The following is a 20932-nucleotide window of genomic DNA, read 5'->3' as shown; positions in this document are numbered from 1 at the left end:
TTTATAGATAGGGATTTAGGAAATTGTTTATATTGATGGGGTTGATAGATTTTAACTATTAAATATTTGTTGTTATAAAAATAAAGGCACCGATTAGGTGCCTTTATTTATAACTGAAAGTAAATTTCAATTATTTGATAAATGCGAATGCGTCGGCGTACATGTTTTCACGAATTGCACCATGGGTAATAAAGTCATCGCGGACTATACCTATCATGTCAAAACGACCCGCCATATAAATATCATATGGGGCAAGTGATACGATATCTTGCATTACGGCTTTGTGTACATAGCCAGTATGACCTTGCCAATTCGCTGATGGATTTTCTACCACAGGGATAAACTCAAAGTTTTTATGGCTATCGGCCCATGTTTGCATTTCTGTGTGCGCGTATAAAGCTGACTCTTCTTTTACACCCCAGTAAAATAATACAGGACGGTCGCACTTAATTTCAGCTAAGTGATCAGCCATTGATTTTGCGTATGAAAAACCAGTACCGCCGGCGAGTAAAATAATAGGGCGCTCACATTGCAGGCGCAACTGTGAAATACCTAGGCCAGCTTCAATGTCTACTAACTGCCCTGTGGTATGGGCGTTTCGTAAATGTTCTAACGATTGCATTGCATAAGAATCGGCACCAGATGCGCCAATATGCAGTTCTATTGCATCGCACTGTGAAGGGCGGCTAGCAATAGAAAAAGCACGTTTGTCTTTTTCGCCTAATACGAGTTGCATGTATTGGCCAGCTTCAAAGGTCACAGGTTGTTGTGGCTTTAAAATTACTTTATGAACAAATTCTGTAAGTGGGCTGATAGCTACAACTTCAGCTTTTAATGTTTGCATTTTTTACCTTTTAGCAGCGCTTTTAACAGCAGATACGCAATCGAATGACTCGATTCTAGCATATCTGCAGGGTTATTTTATAGCCTGTTATGTACTTACATATAAACACTTAAACAATATTAAGGCTTTCCCAAATATCATCTACACGGTCTTTGGTGTCTTTATCCATAACAATAGGCTCGCCCCATTCGCGGGTGGTTTCGCCAGGCCATTTATTGGTAGCATCCATTCCCATTTTTGAACCAAGGCCAGAGACTGGCGATGCAAAATCGAGATAATCAATAGGTGTGTTTTCTATTAATGTTGTATCACGCGCAGGATCCATTCGGGTTGTTATAGCCCAAATAACATCTTCCCAATCACGGGCATTAATATCGTCATCGCACACAATTACAAACTTGGTATACATAAACTGACGTAAGAACGACCAAACCCCCATCATCACGCGCTTGGCATGGCCAGGATATTGTTTTTTCATTGTTACAATCGCCATACGATATGAGCACCCTTCAGGCGGAAGGTAAAAGTCGACAATTTCAGGAAATTGCTTTTGTAATATCGGCACAAATACTTCATTAAGTGCCACACCTAAAATCGCAGGCTCATCAGGCGGACGGCCAGTAAATGTGCTGTGATAAATAGGATCTTTACGATGCGTTAAGTGAGTGACCGTCATTACTGGAAAGTCATCTACTTCATTATAGTAACCGGTATGGTCACCATAAGGGCCTTCTGGCGCCATTTCACCAGGCATTATGTAACCTTCAAGTACTATTTCTGCACTGGCAGGGACTTGTAGGTCATTTGAAATAGATTTTACAACTTCGGTTCTGCTACCACGTAATAAGCCAGCGAATGCATATTCGCTTAGAGTGTCAGGTACAGGCGTTACAGCACCTAATATAGTGGCAGGATCGGCACCTAGTGCTACCGATACAGGGTAGGGTTGCCCTGGGTTTTCTTTACACCATTCTTGAAAATCAAGCGCGCCACCACGATGTGACAACCAACGCATAATTATTTTATTTTTTCCTAATAATTGCTGGCGATAAATACCCAGATTTTGGCGTTTTTTATATGGGCCTTTAGTGACCGTAAGGCCCCAAGTAATTAATGGCGCTGCATCACCTGGCCAGCAATGCTGAATGGGCAACTTAGTTAAATCGACATCATCACCTTCTAAAACTACTTGTTGGCAAGGCGCTTTTTTAACTTCTTTTGCTGGCATATTAAGCACTTGCTTAAAAATAGGTATAGCGCCTAGAGCTTCTTTAATGCCTTTTGGTGGCTCAGGCTCTTTTAAAAAAGCGAGCAGTTTACCGACTTCACGTAGCTCGCTAACTTCTGTTTGGCCCATTCCCATAGCAACGCGCTTTGGTGTACCAAATAAGTTGGTAAGCACCGGCATATCGTAGCCTTTTGGATTTTCGAATAATAACGCAGGACCTTTTGCACGCAATGTGCGATCAGATATTTCGGTCATTTCAAGATACGGGTCGATTTCTTGGGTGATACGTTTAAGTTCGCCTTTTTTCTCAAGTAAATCGATAAAATCACGTAGATCTTTATATTTCATTGTGGGCCGCTATTAAGCAAAAAAGTTGAAGTATTATACCCATTTCATGCAAGGCAAGTCATTACTTGTACTTAAAACTTAAAGCGCTCTACGGCACTCGTTAGAGAGTGTGCAAGTTGATTTACGTCTTCACTTTCGCTTGCTAGGGTTGTCGCGTTTTTGGCATTTAAGGTGGCTTGCTCTGTTACCTTTGCCATTATTTTTTGGATGTCGTTACTATTAGTTAGCTGTTCATGAGAGGCCTTTGCTATTTGTTCGCTCATTTGATTAACCGATAGTAATGTGCTTTTTATACGCTCTACAGCTTTATTTAGTTCAGCACTATTTTCAACACATTTTTTGGCTTGTTGTTGGCCATCGTTAATTTCACTTTGTGTTGTTTTAGTATGTTGTTGTAATGTTTGGATCATGGTATTTATTTCGCTTGTTGAGCTTTGTGTACGCGCAGCTAGTGAGCGAACTTCATCAGCGACAACTGCAAATCCTCGTCCATTTTCACCAGCTCTTGCCGCTTCTATTGCAGCATTGAGCGCGAGCAAGTTTGTTTGCTCAGCAATACTACTAATAGTCTCTACAATGGCACCAATGAGTTCGGTAAATTCAGCAAGCTCTTTTGTGCTACTAACTGCCTTATCTAAACGGCTTAATAGTGCCTCAATACTTTGGCTATTTTGATTGGCTATTTGGTTAACGTCATTAGCAAACTGTGAGGCGTTAGTTATTTCATTTGATGTGCTATCAGCTTGTTCGTACACGACTTGTGAATTATCTAGCATACTTTGTGCAAGCGCAGTTGCTTGTGCGCTCCGCTCTAGCTGTAGTTGGGCAACAATGGTCATTTGCTGGCCTTTTTCACTGGTTTGAATCGCTGATTTGTCCAGTTCATGTGCATCGTTACTAATTGCTTTTATTAAATGGCTTAAGTCGTCACTAAGTTTATTAATATTGTTAAGTAAAGTGCCAAACTCATCTTTACTGCGTGGATGGCTGCGCTTAGAAAAGTCACCTGAGGCTATGCAAGCTAAATCACGATTTACTTTATTAAGGGGCTTTAGCATTGCATTGGTGGTAAAAATTGAAATTATGATCACCAGTATAATCAGTACAAGGGCGATTATAATTACCGAGCTTGAGCCCATATTAATGGCTGATTTGGCATTATTTTGAAGGGTGTTAAATTGTTCATCAGCAAGTTTATTAAGTTTAAGTAATTGGTTTTCTGTGTTTATAAATTCTTGTTGAAAGCGTTCAAATTTTTGTTGCGCCGTTGTTTTGTTTTCAATCGTTTTCTTTTGTTTTACATAAATACCATTTGGCGCATTTAAGAGATCCCTTAAATCGTTGAACTCAATAGTAAGTTGGCCGATGTTTAGATCATTACTAAAAGGTGTCGCCTGCTGCTCTAGGTAAGTAAAGTTAGGCTGAATATTATCGAGTAAAAACAAAGTATCTTGTTGGTGATTACTTAAGTCGCTAGTACTTGTAGTTTGAGTGATGCTTTTAACATTGTTACTTAAATTAAATAGTAGATCATCAATACGTGTTGCCGTACCAAACATAGAATCGAGTAGAGGCTGTTGTGTTGAGGGTACTTCTAATAGCTCTATATCAAGCAAACGATTACTCAAGCTACTCAATTGCTCAATGAATTCTTTAATAAGTGATAGGGCCGAGTTTTGTGCTTTAAATCGTTGTTCCTTTGCACTAAACATTGCAGCACTTATTTTGCTTAGTTGATTAAAGTTATCAGTTGTTGCTGCAAGTAAAGCTTGCATATTTTGCTGCTGAAACAGTTGAGATTCAAGCGCATTAAGCATTGTTAGAAATTGCTCTTGCTCTGCGTATGCTTGGTCTTTATTTCGCAATAGTGAATCTGGTTTGGTCTGGCTGTAAGCAACAGCATTAAATTTAGTTATGGAAAGAAGTGAAAGCCTTAAATCTTTACTAACTTGTTGTACTGGAACGGCTAAGGTTTCTATACGTGAAGTAGTAATACTAATTTGGTTTAACGACCAATAAAAAAACACACAGCTAGTCAGCATTAACAGCCCTATGGCAGAAAAAGCTAAGATTATTTTATGTTTTATAGCAATAGAGCGCATAACTTCATCAACAAAATTAACACTTTATTTAGTGTAGCAGTGTTTTTTAGATGTTGTTAATTGGTGGCTAATTAATAATGCATTGCTGCTTTTTCCTGAAATTATAAGCATGGCGTGATTATCTTTACCCCAAAACAGTACATTTTCGCTTATGTACTTATTCCCTGATGCACTTTTTTCATGATTAATTAAATGCGTTTTGTTGTTAAAAGTAAGCTCAGCATATTTATCGTTGATAATACTTAGTGTTAGTTTTTTTACCACATAGATAGGTAGTATTTACTTGCTGTTCGCTACATGCGATTAAGCTAAGTAAGCTGACTATAATTGCTATATTTATTTTCACTCTTACCTCCATCTACGTTCAAAATGATCATCTTTGGGAAGCCCTGCCCTTAATTCTAATTAGAGATTAACAAAGCTAAATTAACCGTTGGTGAAAGTAATGCTTTACGTTATGTTTATAGCAATATTTTTGAGCTCGGAAGCTTTATGGCTGGTACTAACCTTTTAACATTATTAGACGATATAACCACTTTGCTCGATGACATTGCGACAATGAGTAAAGTAGCAACAAAAAAAACAGCGGGTGTATTAGGCGATGACTTAGCACTCAATGCGCAGCAGGTTACAGGTGTAGCAGCAGAGCGTGAATTACCGGTTGTTTGGGCTGTGGCAAAGGGCTCATTTTTAAATAAAGCGATACTCGTACCCGCCGCTTTATTAATAAGCGTATGGCTGCCTTGGTTAATAACACCGCTTTTAATGATGGGTGGTTTATTCTTATGTTTTGAGGGGGCTGAAAAAGTATTTGCTAAGTTTTTACCCCACCAGAATGAAGCGATAGACGAAGATGAAAAATTAGATTTAGTTGAGTACGAAAAACAAAAAGTAAAAGGGGCAATAAGAACCGACTTTATTCTTTCTGCTGAAATCATTGTTATTACGCTAGGTACTGTTGCTGGTGCTACATTATTTAACCAAACGTTAGTGCTCTGCGTTATCGCAATTATAATGACTATTGGCGTTTATGGTTTGGTTGCCGGTATTGTAAAGCTGGATGATGCCGGGCTTTATTTACTTAACCAATCAAAGGTGAAGGCTAATAAATTTAAAGAATTACTAGGTAAAGGTTTGCTTGCCGCCGCACCTAGGCTAATGCAGTTTTTAGCGTTTGCTGGCACCATCGCGATGTTTTTGGTGGGTGGCGGTATTTTGGTCCATGGTGTTGCGTTGCTGCATCATATACAGTTGGATGTAACAAGCTATGCTCAATCGGTTGCTGGCGGTACAGGAGAAGTATTAGCACCTCTCTTGTTTGATGGTTTGCTAGGCGTTATTGCCGGCTTAGTTGTTGTGCTTATACATGTAGGTTATACAAAGTTATTTAAAAATAATTTATAGCTGGCGTACTTGTTGCGCCAGCTATATTGAAATTCACTCATTTACAGATAGTTATTTTACAAAGTGACTCCAATTCAAATTGTGCTTTAGTATTTTTTTGCTCAATGGCCTTTTTATACCAATAAATAGCCTGCTGTTGATCCTGATCTATTCCCTGACCATCACGATACATTTGCGCTAAATTTAATTGCCCCCATTGAGAGCCCGCTTCAGCAGCTTGTTTAAAGCTATTAAATGCTTCAACAAACAAACCATCTTTAAAATAAATAATGCCTTGTTGATTGTTTTTATCGAGTTTTAAACCTTTATATAGTGGCTTAGGTTTGGGAGGGAACATCACAAACCCGCCATAAAGGCTGTTGGCATAAGGTCGCTGCACGTCATAAATAGCTTCGTCTTTATACAAACGCTTTACTTCATCACGAGGGAGAGTGATTGTTTTAGTGGAAAAGTAATTGTCTTGAATTAGCTGGCTGGTACGCATTGCCAAAGTAATACTATTATTACGTTTATAGCTGTAGTTGCTTATCTGAAAGGTAATAAACTGTTTATCAAAACTTAAAACTTGAGCAATTCTTAAATTGGTTAGGGTCCAGGGTTCGTGTGTAAATTTGTCGGCGTGTACTAAATAGGTGTCATATATTTTAGGTGTATTCAAATAGCTTTGCTTTTTAGTCTCGGTATCAAGATGCTGTTGATAAAAAAACGAAACAATCCAAAGTAATAAAAATGCGCCAATAAAGTATTTGGGTAGGCTTAGTTTTTCTATTAACGGTAGTTGCGTTATTTTAACCTGTTCGCTTTTTCCGCATTGATAGCACTCGCGTTTATAGCTTAATTTTAAGGCAAGCATAGGTAAAATACTAAACCGTAAATAGCGGCTTTTATTTACTAAATGGTAGGCGTCGCTTTGACAATGAGGGCAGCGTGTTGTTTGTGCAAAATGTGGAAATGATTCACTCGTGTTGAAAAGTAACATAAAGCACGCTCCTTTTTTAATTACCTAAAGGTAAAACAAGAAGCGTGTTAGTTAAAGCCACAAACTGTAAGTAAGTATGTCTGTTATTACTTATTTTGAGCTTTAGGCTTAATTGTTGTTCTTGCATCAGCAGCCATTAGAGCAAATACAGCGTATGCAGCGGTATTTTGACGCAGCTTAGCAGGTGTTACTTTATCAAGCGTATCGTCAGCTGTATGGTGGTAATCAAAGTAATCTGTTCCATCTTGAGCAAGTTCAAAAATAGGTGCTGAGGTTGCTGCTTTAAGTGGAATTAAATCAGGGCCACCATTCGCTTGGTTTTTACCAATATGCTCAATATTTAACGGCGAAAGTTCTTTTGCAATAGCACGCACTACAGGAAGTGACTCTGCGCTTACGTTCGATTCAAAAGCATATACAACATCAGCGCCAAAATCAGACTCAGCTGCTGCAACAATATTGCTTAGCTCGTTTTTATGCTCTGCAAAATAAGCTTTTGCACCCCAAAGACCTAGCTCTTCAGCTGCAAAAAGTACCACACGAATACTTCGCTTAGGACGTTTTACATCGCTAATATGTTTAGCGGCTGCCATTGTTAGTGCAACGCCTGCGCCGTCATCTAATGCGCCAGTTCCTAAGTCCCAAGAATCTAAATGCCCGCCAATTAATACATATTGCTCAGGGTTTTCGGTACCATTAAATTGGCCAATAACGTTATAACCAGTGCCTTCACCAAGGCTTTCGGTTTGCACATTAATATTTACAGAAACGTCTTTATCCAAAGCAATGAGTCGTGCAATCTGATCTGCATCTGGGTTAGCAATGGTTACATTAGGTATTTTTGTAACACCTTCTTTGTAGTAACTACCACCAGTGTGTGCAAAACGATGATGACCAGTACTTACCGAGCGCATCATGTAGGCAACAGCGCCTTTTTTAGACGCCTCTATAGCGCCTGTGCCACGTGCTTTTACAGCAGGTCCGTAACCATTCCCGTCTATATCGCGGTTCATGCGGTAATTAATATACGCAATTTTACCTTTTAGGCTGTTTGCAGGTGCTGCAATTAACTCATCAAGTGTTTCGAATAAGACTACTGGCGCTGTGATCCCATCTTTAGGCGTGCTTATACTGTTACCTAATGCAGTTAAATGTAGAGGTTGCTCGCTTGGTGTTAGTATTTTTCCGCTTTCGCTATAACGGCGCCATTCAGGAAAAGTCGCTTCTTCAAGCCATACTTTATCAAAACCAAGCTCATTAAATTTAGCTTTAGCCCATGCCACTGCTTTTTTATCATTTTCAGTACCAGGTAAGCGAGGGCCAACCTCAGTTGTTAATGACTCTAGTAATTTATAGCTTAGATCACTATTTAGTGCAGAGGTGCGCACTTCATTGACTTGTTGTAATTGCTTTTGGGTAAATTCGGCGTTGTTAGCGTTTGCAGCCATACTGCTAGTAAGCAGCAGTGCGGTAATTAATTTTTTCATTTGGGTAAGCCTTTTTAATAATTAGCGCTATTAGAACATGTAACAAACATGATAAAAAATAGATGAGATGAATAGGCTTTGTAATAGGTTTAATGCTGTTAGGTATAAACGTTTAGATATAAAAAAAACCGCGTAAATGTACGCGGGCTATATTTTAACACTGTTATTTAAGGCATTTAATTAAAAGCTAAATTGCGCTGCTAAACGAAGATTTGTACCCTCGCCAACAGTTACATTACTCGTGCCGCCACCACCTAAATAGCTTTTATCAAATAAGTTTTCGATGTTAAGGCGTAAGTTAATATCGGTATTGCTTAAGTTAAACTTATAAGTGGCGCCAACATCAACACGTGTATATGCATCTTTAGTAATTGTATTATCGCTATCTGCAAAGCGCTCGCCTTCGTAAAAAGCGCCAGCGTTAATGGCAATGGCGTCGTTTAATTCATAACGAGTCCAAAGTGATGCTGACCATTTTGGAGCATCGGTAGGGCGCTTACCTTCCAATACTTCATCGCGTTCAAAGTTAGCATCTAGATACATAGTTGATGCCATAACAAATAAGCGGTCAGTAGCTGCACCTTGTGCGCTTACTTCAACACCTTTATGGCGTTGTTCACCCACTTGGTTTGTTTCACTTGTGAATGAGCCAATAGGCGTCTCAAGCTGTTCGCTAACAAGTGTGCCTTCTTTACTAATATCAAAAATTGCACCTGTAAGCAGTAAACGGTCATCAAATAATTGCCATTTAATACCAATCTCTCTTTGCTCTGAGGTAATGGCATCTAGCTTCATGCCATTATTTACATCGGTTTCATCAACCAGAGTTTCACTACCTTGAGGCTCAAAACCTTCTGAGTAACTAGCATATATAGTTGCCGAAGTATTTGGATGATAAAGCACACCTACCTTTGGTACAAATGACTCGTTATCTGCACCTTCTCGTGTTTGTTTGTCGTAACGGCCACCTAGCGATAATTGCCATTGTGGTGAGAACGAAATTAAGTCCTGAACGTAAATACCGTAATAGTCGTATTCAGTTTCGCTTACTGTATCATCTGTTTTATAACTTACAGATGGGCGTGATGGTTCTGCTTGCCCTGCAGAAAAATCAAAGTAGTCAGCAGAAGTACGGCGTTGTCCGTAGTAGTAATCTAGCGAGTTTGCGCCAATTAAAAACTGATGCTGTAAGCTACCTGTTTTAAATTCACCAATAAAATCAATAAATGCAGTTTTAAATTGCCAATCATCAAAACGGTCGTAAGGACGAGATTCATAGCTGTCACCTTCAGCAAAGCTACTAGGCATGCGAGGTGCTGACTCAAAGCGTTGGCGCTCAAACGTTTGTTCGTTATAGCCAAGTTTTACTTGCCAGTTATCGGTTAAAAATACTTCTAGGTCTACACCTAGGTTTTCTACGGTAATATCGGTGAACGCCCAAGACATATCACGGATTGTTTTATCGCTACCAATTACATTGGCGTTATCATCTATCCATGCGCCAGTATCTAAACCGGCTTCGTCATCTGTGCGGTCGTAATGCACACGGACTAATGCGTTATCGCTAATATCGTAATCTACAACTAAAGCACCTAAAAAGCGGTCGCGTTCACGGTTTTCACCATTTTGGTATTCACGCCAGTAGTCAACGTCTTGCTTTACTAAAATCCCGCGAGCACGTAAATCTTCAGATTCAGTTAATGCGCCTGCAGCATCTACCATAAAGCGAGTTGAACCATGCTGATCTACATCAGCACTGGCATTAAATAATGTTTGTGCGGTAGGCTTTTTAGTTACCATGTTAACCAAGCCACCCGGGCCTGACTGACCATATAAAATACTTGATGGGCCTTTAATTACTTCAACTTGTTGCAAGATTTCGATGGGTTGCTGATAGTGCGACCAATGCTGATGACCGTCGCGTAAATAACCTGTCGATGAGCTCAGCTCAAAGCCGCGTAAGTTAAATACTTCACGGTTTCGTTGTTGTGAGCCAGCTGTTAGGCTTGCGTCATTTGTGAGTACTTCGCCAAGGGTAGTGGCAAGTTGTTCGCTAATAATAGTGTCGGTTATTACAGTGACAGATTGTGCAGTTTCAAGTAATGAAGCTGATGTTCTCATTGCGCCATTGGCGTTATCTACTTTGTAATCGTTAAAGTAGCTACCTTTTACTTCTATGCGTTCAAGGTCGGTAGAGTTTGCATGTGCGTTTGCGGTAATACTTGCTAATAGTGCTATGTAAAGAGAGTTCAGTTTCATTAATTGCTTCCAGGGCAGATATGTAAAAAACAATCGAGATCTTAATGCAAATTACTATCATTTTCAACATCTTTCATTAACCTGTTTATAATGTGTTTGCTAATGGTTGCCAATTACGAATTCTGCTATTATTAGCAGCATATTTAGTGGGACTTTCTCCCATGTTATTTTATTGCTATGGAACTTACTGTGACTTCAACTGCTTTTTCATCTTTGGCTTTACCGGCTGGACTCGTTGATAATTTATCAACACTTGGCTATGCCCACATGACACCTGTGCAAGCGCAAAGTTTGCCGCCTGTACTTGCTGGTAAAGACATCATTGCTCAGGCAAAAACCGGTTCAGGTAAAACTGCTGCGTTTAGCTTGGGTGTGTTAGCTAAACTAAACGTAAAACGTTTTCGTATTCAATCTTTAGTGTTGTGTCCTACTCGTGAGCTTGCTGAGCAAGTTGCAGTTGAAATGCGTAAATTAGCGCGCGGCATTCATAACATTAAAATATTGACGTTATGTGGTGGTGTTTCAATTGGCCCGCAAATAGGTTCACTTGAACATGGCGCGCATATCATTGTTGGCACACCTGGGCGTGTTGATGATCATATTCGTAAAGGTACTTTACGTTTAGATGATGTTGAAACATTGGTACTTGATGAAGCCGATCAAATGCTTGATATGGGTTTTCAAGACACACTTGATGCAATTATTGAGCGTATTCCACAAAATCGTCAAACATTGTTATTTAGTGCTACATTCCCAAGAGCCATTGAAGCAATTGCTAAGCGTGTACTTAAAAATCCAGAAATGGTTAAAGTAGAAGAAGAGCAAGCCAAAAGCACAATTAAGCAGTACTTCTACAAAATGGATAACAATAAGCAGCGCTATCCAACGCTTAAGTTATTACTTCTTAAATTTACACCACAAAGCTGTGTTGTATTTTGTAATACCAAAGTAGAAACACAACAAGTGTGTGATGATTTAGCTGACGAAGGCTTCAGCGCTGTTGCATTGCACGGTGATTTAGAGCAACGCGATCGTGAACGTACGCTAATTCACTTTGCAAATAAAAGTGCTTCAATACTTGTTGCAACCGATGTTGCTGCGCGAGGTTTAGATATTGATGACATGGATATGGTTATTAACTACCATTTAGCACATGACACGCAAACACATGTTCACCGTGTTGGCCGAACTGGGCGTGCTGGTAAAAAGGGCATTGCTTGTTCTATTTACGGTGAAGCAGAAGCGTTTAAAATTGCACAAATTGGCGATCATTACGAGCGTGATATTACTCCAGAGCAAATGCCGCCGTTTAATTTATTAGATAAACCGCCGTACCGCCCTGAAATGGTTACTTTGATGATTGATTCAGGTAAAAAGCAAAAAGTACGTGCAGGCGATATTCTTGGTGCTCTAACAGGTAAGGATGGGGTTGCAGGTCGTCAAGTAGGTAAAATTAACGTACTTGATAACGTAGCATTTGTTGCTGTTGAACGTAACTCATCAAAACCAGCACTTCGTAAATTAACTGAAGGCAACATTAAGGGGCGTAAAATACGCGCTCGTCGCCTTACTCGTTAATTTATATTTGAATGAATGTACTAACGAGCAGCTGCTTTTAGTTGCTCGTATTCTCCTTTTACTTTTTTAAATTTTATTTCGCAGCCGCTAGGCTTGTCGGGATGATTTTTGAGAGCTTGTTGCCGCCAGCGTTTTTGTAGCTCTTTAAGGGTAAAGTTAGTTGGCAGTTCCCATTTAGCAGTGAGCTCATCATAATTTTCTTTTGTTAACGTTACTGTTGTATCTGCATGTTTTACCCTCTCCCAAAAACTAGTCAAGAGTGCATCTATTTCTTGTGCTGAGGCGTCGTAATTTTCCCAGTTTAGATAATAGTCCTTCAAATTTGTTTTAATTGTTAGTGGGTACTCACACTCTTTTTCTAAAAGTTCTATATGCAAAGCTGAAACTAACAATGTTTGTGGATGAAGCTGAGTTTGAAGTTGATACAGTGCATTCATGATGAGAAAGTTGCGCTTAAATAAATCACGATCAGGATTTTTATCAAGTGATTTAATTGCACCACTATTTATAAGTTCTGATGCTAGAATATGAACTTGCCAAACTTGCTTTGTTAATATTAAATCAAATATCTGGTCAATCAGTGGGTTAAGCATTGTTTACGCCCTAGTAATTGGTGTATCTTCGATAAAGATTACATTGTTATAAGTAACAATCTGAAGGATTAAAATTATGCGAGGCAAGTTTAAGTGCCTTTTATTCATTGTATGTAGTGCGCTAGCTCCAACGAGCTGTGCACAAAATGCTACTTTGTTACTTGATGAGTTTAAACAACAACGGCAATGGAGTGCAAAGCTTCAATCTGGTAATACATTGCTGGAAATGCAGGCAACCACCGCTAAAGATCGTGCTTTAGTGTATTCAGAGTTGGGTAACTTAGCATTTTCTAACGGCCAATATCCTGATGCATTACACTATTTTAAACTACTCGAAAAAGAAACATCCCTCTCATTTTTACCTACAGAAAATTTTCGCGCAATAAAAATGCAAGGGGTGATACTGTTTTATCAAGGCTTATTTCAGCAGGCTATTGTTGAATATAGTCGTGCATTGGTTATTGCTGAAAATAACAATGAAAAGCTTGAACAAGCTAATATATTAAATAATATAGGTTTAGCCTATTTTGATATGCATAATTTAAAGCTCACTCTTGATTATTATTTAAAAGTACAAAGCCTCTATGAAACTGAAGGTAGCGAACAGGATAAGGCTGATATTTTGCTTAATATCGCTGGAGTTTATGTGCGGTTATCGCGCTATGACAGTGCATTCGCTATCTATAAAGATGTTCTTCAAGTTTACCAAAAGCTAGGAGATCAAAGTGGTATTGCCCAAGTATATAACAATATGGGTGTGGCTTCTTTTGAAAGTAATCAATTCGACTTAGCACTACATTACTACGAGTTAGCACTGCATTATTATTTATCTGTTAATGACTATAACCACTTATCAACTCAGTACACCAATTTAGCGAATATTAACTTAATATTAAATAAAGTGGATGTTGCCTATGAACAAGCAAGATTAGGTGAGAAATTTGCACTTAAAATTTCAAATCAAAGTTTGGAGCTTAATGCGCTATATGCTTTGGGAAAGGTACAATTTGTAAAAGGGGAACTCGATAAAGCTAAAGTGAGCTTGGAGCGTTCAACAGCGCTTGCCCACGAGTATAAAAGTGAGCGGATGATCCGAAATGGTTTAGGCACCAAGTCATTACTTGAAGCAAGCCAAGGTAATTACTCTAGTGCGATGATCCTTCATGAAAAGTTTATAGGTGAACTAAGACTATTGAGAAGCGATAGTATTATTAATGCATTGGCTGCATTGCAGGATCAATTCAAAGCAACTCAATTAAACCAAGAAATAAAGCAACTTAAGCAAGAGCGCAAAGTACAAGAATTAAAAATGGCTCAGCGCTCTCAGCTCACTTTGTTTGTTTTTGTATTGTTATTCTTGGTTGTTGTGACTGGTGTGGCACTGTATCGGCGTGGTGCAGAAAAGCGGGCGAAACATCACCTAGCTGAGCAGGTTGAGCAGCGTACAGCTGAATTGCAAGCAGTGGCGCAAGAATTAAGAGAAGCTAATGATGTAAAAAGTCAGTTTTTAGCAAATATTAGTCATGAAATTCGCACTCCTCTGACCGCAATTTTAGGCCAAACTGATGATTTAATTAACGGACTGTATGAACCTGAGCAACTTCAAGATGAATTAGAGATAATTCAACGCCATAGTGATCATTTAAAGAGTTTAATTAATGATGTGCTCGATTTAAGTAAAATAGAAGCAAACAGATTAGAGCTCAGTATTTCTTGTTTTGATATTGTGCAATTAATAAATGATGTACACGCTATGTTTATTACTCAAGCCACAGCAAAAAACCTACGTTTAGTGTTAGATAATCAAATTGGTGATGAGTTTTACACAAAATTAGATTTAATTCGTGTTAAACAAATACTCATTAATTTATGTGCTAATGCGATCAAGTTTACCCATTCAGGCCAAGTAGAGATTGTTCTAGATAAGACAGAACAAGGAGTCGTATTGGTCATTAAAGACACCGGAATAGGTATGAACTCAACACAATTAAAACTGATTTTCGAGTGCTTTAGCCAAGCCGATAACAGTATTAGTCGCCGATTTGGTGGTACGGGTTTAGGTTTGAGTTTGTCGCAGCAATTAGCCTCTATGATGGGAGGTTATATTAGTGTGCAAAGCGAATATAAGAAAGGCAGTCAGTTTTCTTTCTTTTTACCGTGTGTAAAAGTTTCGAAAGAGCAGGGTCTTGCCGAATTACAAGCTCCAGTTTTAAAAGACAAGCAGTTAAGTGGGAGGGTTTTGCTTGCTGAAGATCACCCTGATAATCGAAGGCTAATAAGTCGTTATTTACGCTCAATGGGACTCGAGGTTATTGCAGTTGAAAATGGTGAGCAAGCCGTTGAACAATGCTTGCAAGAAGATCCAGATATAGTCTTACTCGATATACAAATGCCAGTGATGGATGGACGAGCTGCCTTTCAATTATTACAACAATGCGGTTTTCAACGTCCTATTTTTGCTTTAACTGCGAATGCAATGAGCCATGAGGTGGATGATTATTTAACACTAGGGTTCAGCGGATATCTAGCCAAACCTATCGATAAAGAATTATTTTATAAAACGTTAACTCAGTATCTTGGTTACACTAAAACGCCACAACAAGTTGAACAAAGTGATATTGATATGAGTGACTTGGTTATTAGTTTTAAGCAGAGTTTTACTTTAGAAAATGAGACTATAACACAGCACTTTATATGTGAAGATTTTGAAGCATTACAAAAAGATAGTCATCGTATTTTAGGTGCAGCGCAAATGTTTGGGCTGGATGAAATAGCGCAAGCAGCTAAAGATCTAGACAGAGCTTTATTACAAAAAGAAGATAATAGGAATAAGCAACATATCAAAGAGTTAGTGTTTAACCTGCAAGCTATTCTTCGAAAGTACATGAAGGTTAACACATAAGTCAAATTGTTATTTATGGTATTAAAAAAGCGCCAAAAGGCGCTTTTTATTTTGAGTTTGGACGCTTCTTATTGACGTCTCATCGAATCAAAGAACTCATCGTTGGTTTTGCTCATTGACAGTTTATCGATTAAAAATTCCATCGCATCAATTTCTGACATGTCATGAACAATTTTACGTAAAATCCAAAGCTTCTGTAGCTCATCTGGCTTAGTTAGTAATTCTTCACGACGAGTACCTGAGCGGTTAAAGTCGATAGCAGGGAATACACGTCTTTCCGCAATTTTACGGTTAAGGTGCAGTTCCATGTTACCAGTACCTTTAAACTCTTCGTAGATAACTTCATCCATTTTAGAGCCAGTGTCAATAAGCGCTGTAGCTATGATTGTTAAGCTACCGCCTTCCTCAACGTTACGTGCAGCACCAAAGAAACGCTTAGGTTTATGAAGTGCGTTAGCATCAACACCACCAGTAAGTACTTTTCCTGATGAAGGAATAACGGTGTTATAAGCACGTGCTAAACGAGTGATTGAATCTAATAAGATAACAACATCTTTTTTATGCTCAACTAAACGTTTTGCTTTTTCGATAACCATTTCGGCAACTTGCACGTGACGAGAAGCGGGTTCATCGAATGTAGAGGCAATAACTTCGCCTTTAACTAAGCGCTGCATTTCTGTTACTTCTTCCGGACGCTCATCAATTAACAATACCATAAGCGTTGCATCTGGATGATTGTGTGTAATCGATTGTGCGATATTTTGTAGTAGCATTGTTTTACCCGCTTTTGGCGGAGCCACTAACAAACCACGTTGACCGCGGCCAATTGGCGATGCTAAATCAAGTACACGGGCTGTAATATCTTCTTTACTGCCGTTACCGCGTTCCATACGAAAACGTTCGTTAGCATGTAACGGAGTCAGATTTTCGAAAAGAATTTTAGTACGAGAGTTTTCAGGTTTATCAAAGTTAACTTCATTTACTTTAAGTAGAGCAAAGTAGCGTTCACCGTCTTTCGGTGGACGGATAAGACCTGAGATTGAATCGCCAGTACGCATGCTGAAGCGGCGAATTTGGCTAGGTGAAACATAAATGTCATCTGGCCCAGCTAAGTAAGAGGCTTCTGATGATCTTAAAAAGCCGAAACCATCTTGTAAAATCTCTAATACACCGCCGCCGAAGATGTTCTCTCCGCCTTTGGCATGTGATTTAAGAATAGCAAAAATAATGTCCTGCTTTCTTAAACGGGCTACGTTTTCGAGCCCCATGGACTCAGCTTGGTTTACAAGTTCTTTTATAGACTTGTCTTTTAATTCGCGTAAATGCATATTGGTGGGTTCTTTATTACAGTTGTCATACTCAAAATCGCTTTGATCGTTGAGTGAGGTTTGTTGAATATAACTAAGGATTAGTTGGCTTTATAAACTAGCAGTTCACTGGCGAAGCGTCCAGTCTTTATACAAAATAAATTCAAAAAAGGGCAAAAAGCCCTTTTTTATAGTTCTAGCTTACAGTTAGATGTTGTTTTCTAAAAACTCGATAAGCTGAGTTTTTGAAAGGGCACCTACTTTCGTTGCTGCAACTTGGCCGTCTTTAAAAAGAAGCAAAGTAGGAATGCCACGAATACCAAATTTTGGCGGTGTGCCAGCATTTTGGTCAATATTTAGTTTAGCAACAGTTACACGGCTGTCGTATTCATCAGCAACTTCGTGAAGAATTGGGGCAATCATTTTACAAGGTCCACACCATTCAGCCCAGAAATCTACTAGGACTGGTTTGTCAGATTGTAATACGTCAGCTTCAAAGCTATCGTCAGTAATTTGGATTATTTTCTCGCTCATTGCGCTCTCCGATTTAGTTAGGCGAAATATTTAGTGCGTATTTAAACACTCTTGTTTCTTATTGCAAGTTTAAACGTTATGCTTAAACGCTATGACTAAGACACATTTAACCGATAAAAAGTTTTCAGACTTTGCTATCGCACCGGAAGTGGTTGCCGGTTTAACCGAGAATGGGTTTGAATATTGCACACCTATTCAAGCAAAATGCCTACCTTTTATTTGTGATGGACGCGATATCGCGGGCCAAGCTCAAACTGGTACAGGCAAAACGTTGGCATTTTTAACTGCCACGTGCCATCGGTTATTACAATCTAGCAAAGCACCTAGTAAACATCCAAGAGCCCTGATCATGGCCCCTACTCGGGAGCTTGCGATTCAGATACACAAAGATGCTAAAATTTTAGCGCCGCACTGTAATCTTAACTTAGGTTTAGTATATGGTGGCGAAGATTACGAAAAACAACGTGCACAATTAGAAAAAGGCGTTGATATTTTAATTGGTACTACAGGTCGCCTAATTGATCTGTATAAGCAAGGCTGTTACACCCTTAATGAAATTGAGGTTGTCGTGCTTGACGAAGCTGATCGTATGTTCGATTTAGGTTTCATAAAAGATATTCGTTATATGTTTCATCGTATGCCGGATACATCAAAGCGTTTAAACTTATTATTCTCTGCCACACTATCGTATCGCGTACAAGAATTAGCGTTTGAGCACATGACAAACCCAGAACATGTTCAAATTGAACCTGATGTTAAAACGGGTAAACGCATCCAAGAAGAGCTATTTCATCCTTCGCAAGAAGATAAAATTAAGCTGTTATTAACCTTAATTGAAGAAGAATGGCCGGAAAAAGCAATTGTATTTGCAAACACAAAACACAGTTGTGAAACCGTTTATGCTTGGCTTAAATCAGACGGTCATCGTGTGGGCATGCTTACTGGTGATGTTAATCAGAAAAAACGCCAAACTATATTAGCGCAATTTAGTAAAGGTGAATTGGACTTTTTAGTAGCAACTGATGTTGCAGCACGCGGTCTTCATATTCCAGAAGTAAGTCATGTATTTAACTTTGATTTACCGGACGATTGTGAAGATTATGTTCACCGTATTGGTCGTACTGGCCGCGCTGGTGCATCAGGCCATGCAATTAGCTTTGCGTGTGAGCAATATGCATATAACCTGCATGAAATTGAAGAATATATAGAGCACAGCATTCCTTTATCGCATTACGATAAAACTGCATTGCTAGATGATTTAACTCAGCCTATTATTCAAAGAAAGCGCAACTATTCAACAGGTCCACGTAGCCGTAGTAATAACAGCGGACGTCGCCCAAATAATAGTTACCAAAAAGGACGGTCGTAAGCGATCGTTTGTATAAGCAGTAGTAACTAGAGGTTTTTGAACGGTGGGGCAACTTAAACCGCAAAAAAATGTTTATGCAGTTATTGATTTAGGCTCAAATAGCTTTCATATGCTTATTGTTAAATCAATCGCTGGTGGCCTACAAACAATAGGCCGCGTTAAACGAAAAGTTAGATTAGCCGCAGGACTTGATACAAAAAATGTATTGAGTTCTGAAGCAATGCAGCGAGGCTGGGAATGCCTTGCTCTTTTTGCTGAGCGCTTACAGGATATCCCCAAAAAAATATCACCATAGTTGCAACTGCAACACTGCGTTTAGCAACGAATGCTGATGTTTTCAAAATTAAAGCCGAAAAAATTCTTGGTCATAATATCAATGTAATTAGCGGAGAAGTAGAAGCGCGCACAATTTATAAAGGTGTTGCTCATACTTCATCATGCACGGGCAAACAGCTTGTTATTGATATCGGTGGTGCTAGTACCGAGGTTGTTATCGGCAAAGGTTTTGAAGCACTGCACTATAAAAGCCTCAATATGGGGTGTGTAACCTATCTTGAACGCTACTTTAAAGATTGCCAATTAAGTGATAGTAACTTTAATACGGCAATAAAAGCAGCTCGCACTGTCATTGACGAAATATCTCCCGAATATAAAGCCGCTAGTTGGAAAGTTGCTTCAGGTGCTTCTGGTACAGTCCAAGCAATTCAAGAAATAATGGTCGCGCAAAATCTTGACGACTTACTTACGCTTGAAAAGCTTAACACGATAAAAAATCAAGCCATTGCATTTAGCACTATAGCCGCATTAGACCTTCCAGGGCTAAGTGAAGACCGCCGCTTGGTATTTGTATCCGGACTCGCTATCTTAATTGCGTTATTTGAATCTCTTGAAATAGAGAGCATGGGATTAGCGGGTGGAGCTCTGCGTGAAGGTGTTTTATATAGTATGGTGCCAGAGCTTCATAATAACAATATTCGTAAACGCACAGTTGATGGGTTTATGAGTCGTTATCATGTTGATCAAAAACAAGCGTGTCGAGTTTCAGGTTTAGCTGTGCAGTTAGCTGCAAATATTAATAAAGATTGGCCAATTGAAAGTTTAAATGGGCTACCATTATTAAAAGCAGTAGCACAGCTTCATGAGGTTGGATTGCTAATTGAGTATAAGCAGTACCATAAACACACTGCTTATATTTTGGAAAATACCGATATGCCAGGTTTTTCACAGTCTGAGCATAAATTAATAGTAGCGGTAGCAGATGCACATCGTTCTGACTTTCCAAAAGACTGCTTTAACTCTCTCGGTATAAATAGTTTATTGGCACAATACATTGTTAGGCTATTACGTATTGCGGTTATTTTATCAATGCGTAGACAAGATGATGTAGTGCCTCATTTTGAGTTAACTGCTAAAAATGAAGTGTTAGACCTTAAGTTCGAAAGAAACTGGTTAAAGGATCATCCATTAATGGCCAGCGAGCTACAACAAGAGTCTAAACAACAAGGTAAACTTGGGTGGAAGTTCATAGTAAACTAATTAAAAAAGGCCCATCAGGGCCTTTTTAGTGTTTAAAGTAACCATTTCGATGCAAATATGTGCGAACAGCATATTATTTCAAGTTTTCTTCAAAAAAGGGTTGATCTGTTTTCGGATCTCCCTATAATGCGACCCCACTGAGACGGGAAACGCCAACGCATAGCGGGGCACGAACAACTCAGGGTGTTAAGTAAAACTTAAATTGAATCTTTTTAGAAAGTTTAAATTTAAGTGTTGACAAAAAATAGGAAAGCGTAATATGCGCAGCCCTAGCGAGATAAAGTTCAACTTTATAATCGCAACGTTCTTTAACAATATAAAGCAATCATCTGTGTGGGCACTCGTACAGATTGAGTTCTAACAGCCAAACTACTTACTCTTTATGGGTAATTAGCGAGGCAAACAAATTAGAGTCTCAATTGAAAACTGAGTGACCAACAGAAGTAACTTATTTATAAGTTG

Annotated in this window: 14 protein-coding genes and 1 pseudogene; 5 read left to right on the top strand and 10 right to left on the bottom strand. The window is 38.9% G+C overall.

Annotation, left to right across the window (positions count from 1 at the left end; translation table 11 throughout):
* Nucleotides 1-130: 130 nt before the first annotated feature.
* The 4 genes from fre to P4S71_RS08050 form a co-directional block, all read right to left on the bottom strand.
* Nucleotides 131-844 carry an NAD(P)H-flavin reductase gene (gene fre / locus P4S71_RS08065; protein ID WP_008136172.1) on the bottom strand — a complete coding sequence of 238 codons (714 nt, stop codon included), beginning with the start codon at nt 842-844 and terminating at the stop codon, nt 131-133.
* 109 nt (nt 845-953) lie between these two features.
* Complete coding sequence (gene ubiD / locus P4S71_RS08060) at nt 954-2420, bottom strand: 4-hydroxy-3-polyprenylbenzoate decarboxylase (RefSeq protein WP_007377345.1); 1467 nt, start codon at nt 2418-2420, stop codon at nt 954-956.
* A 71-nt stretch (nt 2421-2491) separates the two neighbouring features.
* Nucleotides 2492-4522 (bottom strand): methyl-accepting chemotaxis protein, encoded by a 2031-nt coding sequence (locus P4S71_RS08055; RefSeq protein ID WP_337150431.1) that lies wholly within the window; start codon nt 4520-4522, stop codon nt 2492-2494.
* A 24-nt stretch (nt 4523-4546) separates the two neighbouring features.
* Nucleotides 4547-4786 carry an MliC family protein gene (locus tag P4S71_RS08050; RefSeq protein ID WP_337150430.1) on the bottom strand — a complete coding sequence of 80 codons (240 nt, stop codon included), beginning with the start codon at nt 4784-4786 and terminating at the stop codon, nt 4547-4549.
* Between the two features lie 228 nt (nt 4787-5014).
* On the opposite strand from P4S71_RS08050, the gene P4S71_RS08045 reads away from it, so the two are divergent.
* Entirely contained in the window at nt 5015-5926 is a 912-nt protein-coding gene (locus tag P4S71_RS08045; protein WP_337150429.1) for a DUF808 domain-containing protein, read from the top strand.
* A gap of 37 nt (nt 5927-5963) precedes the next feature.
* On the opposite strand, the gene P4S71_RS08040 is transcribed toward P4S71_RS08045, so the two are convergent.
* The 3 genes from P4S71_RS08040 to P4S71_RS08030 form a co-directional block, all read right to left on the bottom strand.
* Nucleotides 5964-6905, bottom strand: coding sequence for a tetratricopeptide repeat protein (locus tag P4S71_RS08040; RefSeq protein WP_337150428.1), 942 nt, complete (start codon nt 6903-6905; stop codon nt 5964-5966).
* An 86-nt stretch (nt 6906-6991) separates the two neighbouring features.
* Nucleotides 6992-8392: a M20/M25/M40 family metallo-hydrolase gene (locus tag P4S71_RS08035; protein WP_337150427.1), complete on the bottom strand. Its 1401-nt coding sequence runs from the start codon at nt 8390-8392 to the stop codon at nt 6992-6994.
* Between the two features lie 180 nt (nt 8393-8572).
* Nucleotides 8573-10651, bottom strand: coding sequence for a TonB-dependent siderophore receptor (locus P4S71_RS08030; protein WP_337150426.1), 2079 nt, complete (start codon nt 10649-10651; stop codon nt 8573-8575).
* A gap of 189 nt (nt 10652-10840) precedes the next feature.
* Between P4S71_RS08030 and dbpA the strand changes: the two genes are divergently transcribed.
* A complete protein-coding gene (gene dbpA / locus P4S71_RS08025) occupies nt 10841-12229 on the top strand; it encodes an ATP-dependent RNA helicase DbpA (RefSeq protein ID WP_007377352.1) in 1389 nt (462 codons plus the stop codon).
* 20 nt (nt 12230-12249) lie between these two features.
* On the opposite strand, the gene P4S71_RS08020 is transcribed toward dbpA, so the two are convergent.
* Nucleotides 12250-12822, bottom strand: coding sequence for a DNA-J related domain-containing protein (locus P4S71_RS08020; RefSeq protein WP_337150425.1), 573 nt, complete (start codon nt 12820-12822; stop codon nt 12250-12252).
* A gap of 76 nt (nt 12823-12898) precedes the next feature.
* Between P4S71_RS08020 and P4S71_RS08015 the strand changes: the two genes are divergently transcribed.
* Nucleotides 12899-15724, top strand: coding sequence for a tetratricopeptide repeat-containing hybrid sensor histidine kinase/response regulator (locus P4S71_RS08015; RefSeq protein ID WP_337150424.1), 2826 nt, complete (start codon nt 12899-12901; stop codon nt 15722-15724).
* A 68-nt stretch (nt 15725-15792) separates the two neighbouring features.
* Here the strand turns inward: P4S71_RS08015 and rho are convergent, their stop codons facing one another.
* Nucleotides 15793-17052 (bottom strand): transcription termination factor Rho, encoded by a 1260-nt coding sequence (gene rho, locus P4S71_RS08010; protein WP_007377355.1) that lies wholly within the window; start codon nt 17050-17052, stop codon nt 15793-15795.
* A 186-nt stretch (nt 17053-17238) separates the two neighbouring features.
* The gene (gene trxA, locus P4S71_RS08005) at nt 17239-17565 is read right to left on the bottom strand and encodes a thioredoxin TrxA (protein WP_002960942.1); all 327 of its coding nucleotides are present in this window, start codon (nt 17563-17565) and stop codon (nt 17239-17241) included.
* A gap of 91 nt (nt 17566-17656) precedes the next feature.
* On the opposite strand from trxA, the gene rhlB reads away from it, so the two are divergent.
* Both rhlB and gppA read left to right on the top strand, forming a co-directional pair.
* Complete coding sequence (gene rhlB / locus P4S71_RS08000) at nt 17657-18934, top strand: ATP-dependent RNA helicase RhlB (RefSeq protein WP_007377356.1); 1278 nt, start codon at nt 17657-17659, stop codon at nt 18932-18934.
* A 43-nt stretch (nt 18935-18977) separates the two neighbouring features.
* Nucleotides 18978-20470: pseudogene (gene gppA / locus P4S71_RS07995) on the top strand (guanosine-5'-triphosphate,3'-diphosphate diphosphatase).
* Nucleotides 20471-20932: the final 462 nt, after the last annotated feature.

This window comes from Pseudoalteromonas sp. B62 (assembly GCF_037162565.1).
In the GTDB taxonomy this organism is placed as follows: domain Bacteria; phylum Pseudomonadota; class Gammaproteobacteria; order Enterobacterales; family Alteromonadaceae; genus Pseudoalteromonas; species Pseudoalteromonas fuliginea.
This window is presented reverse-complemented; position numbering and strand designations above follow the sequence as displayed.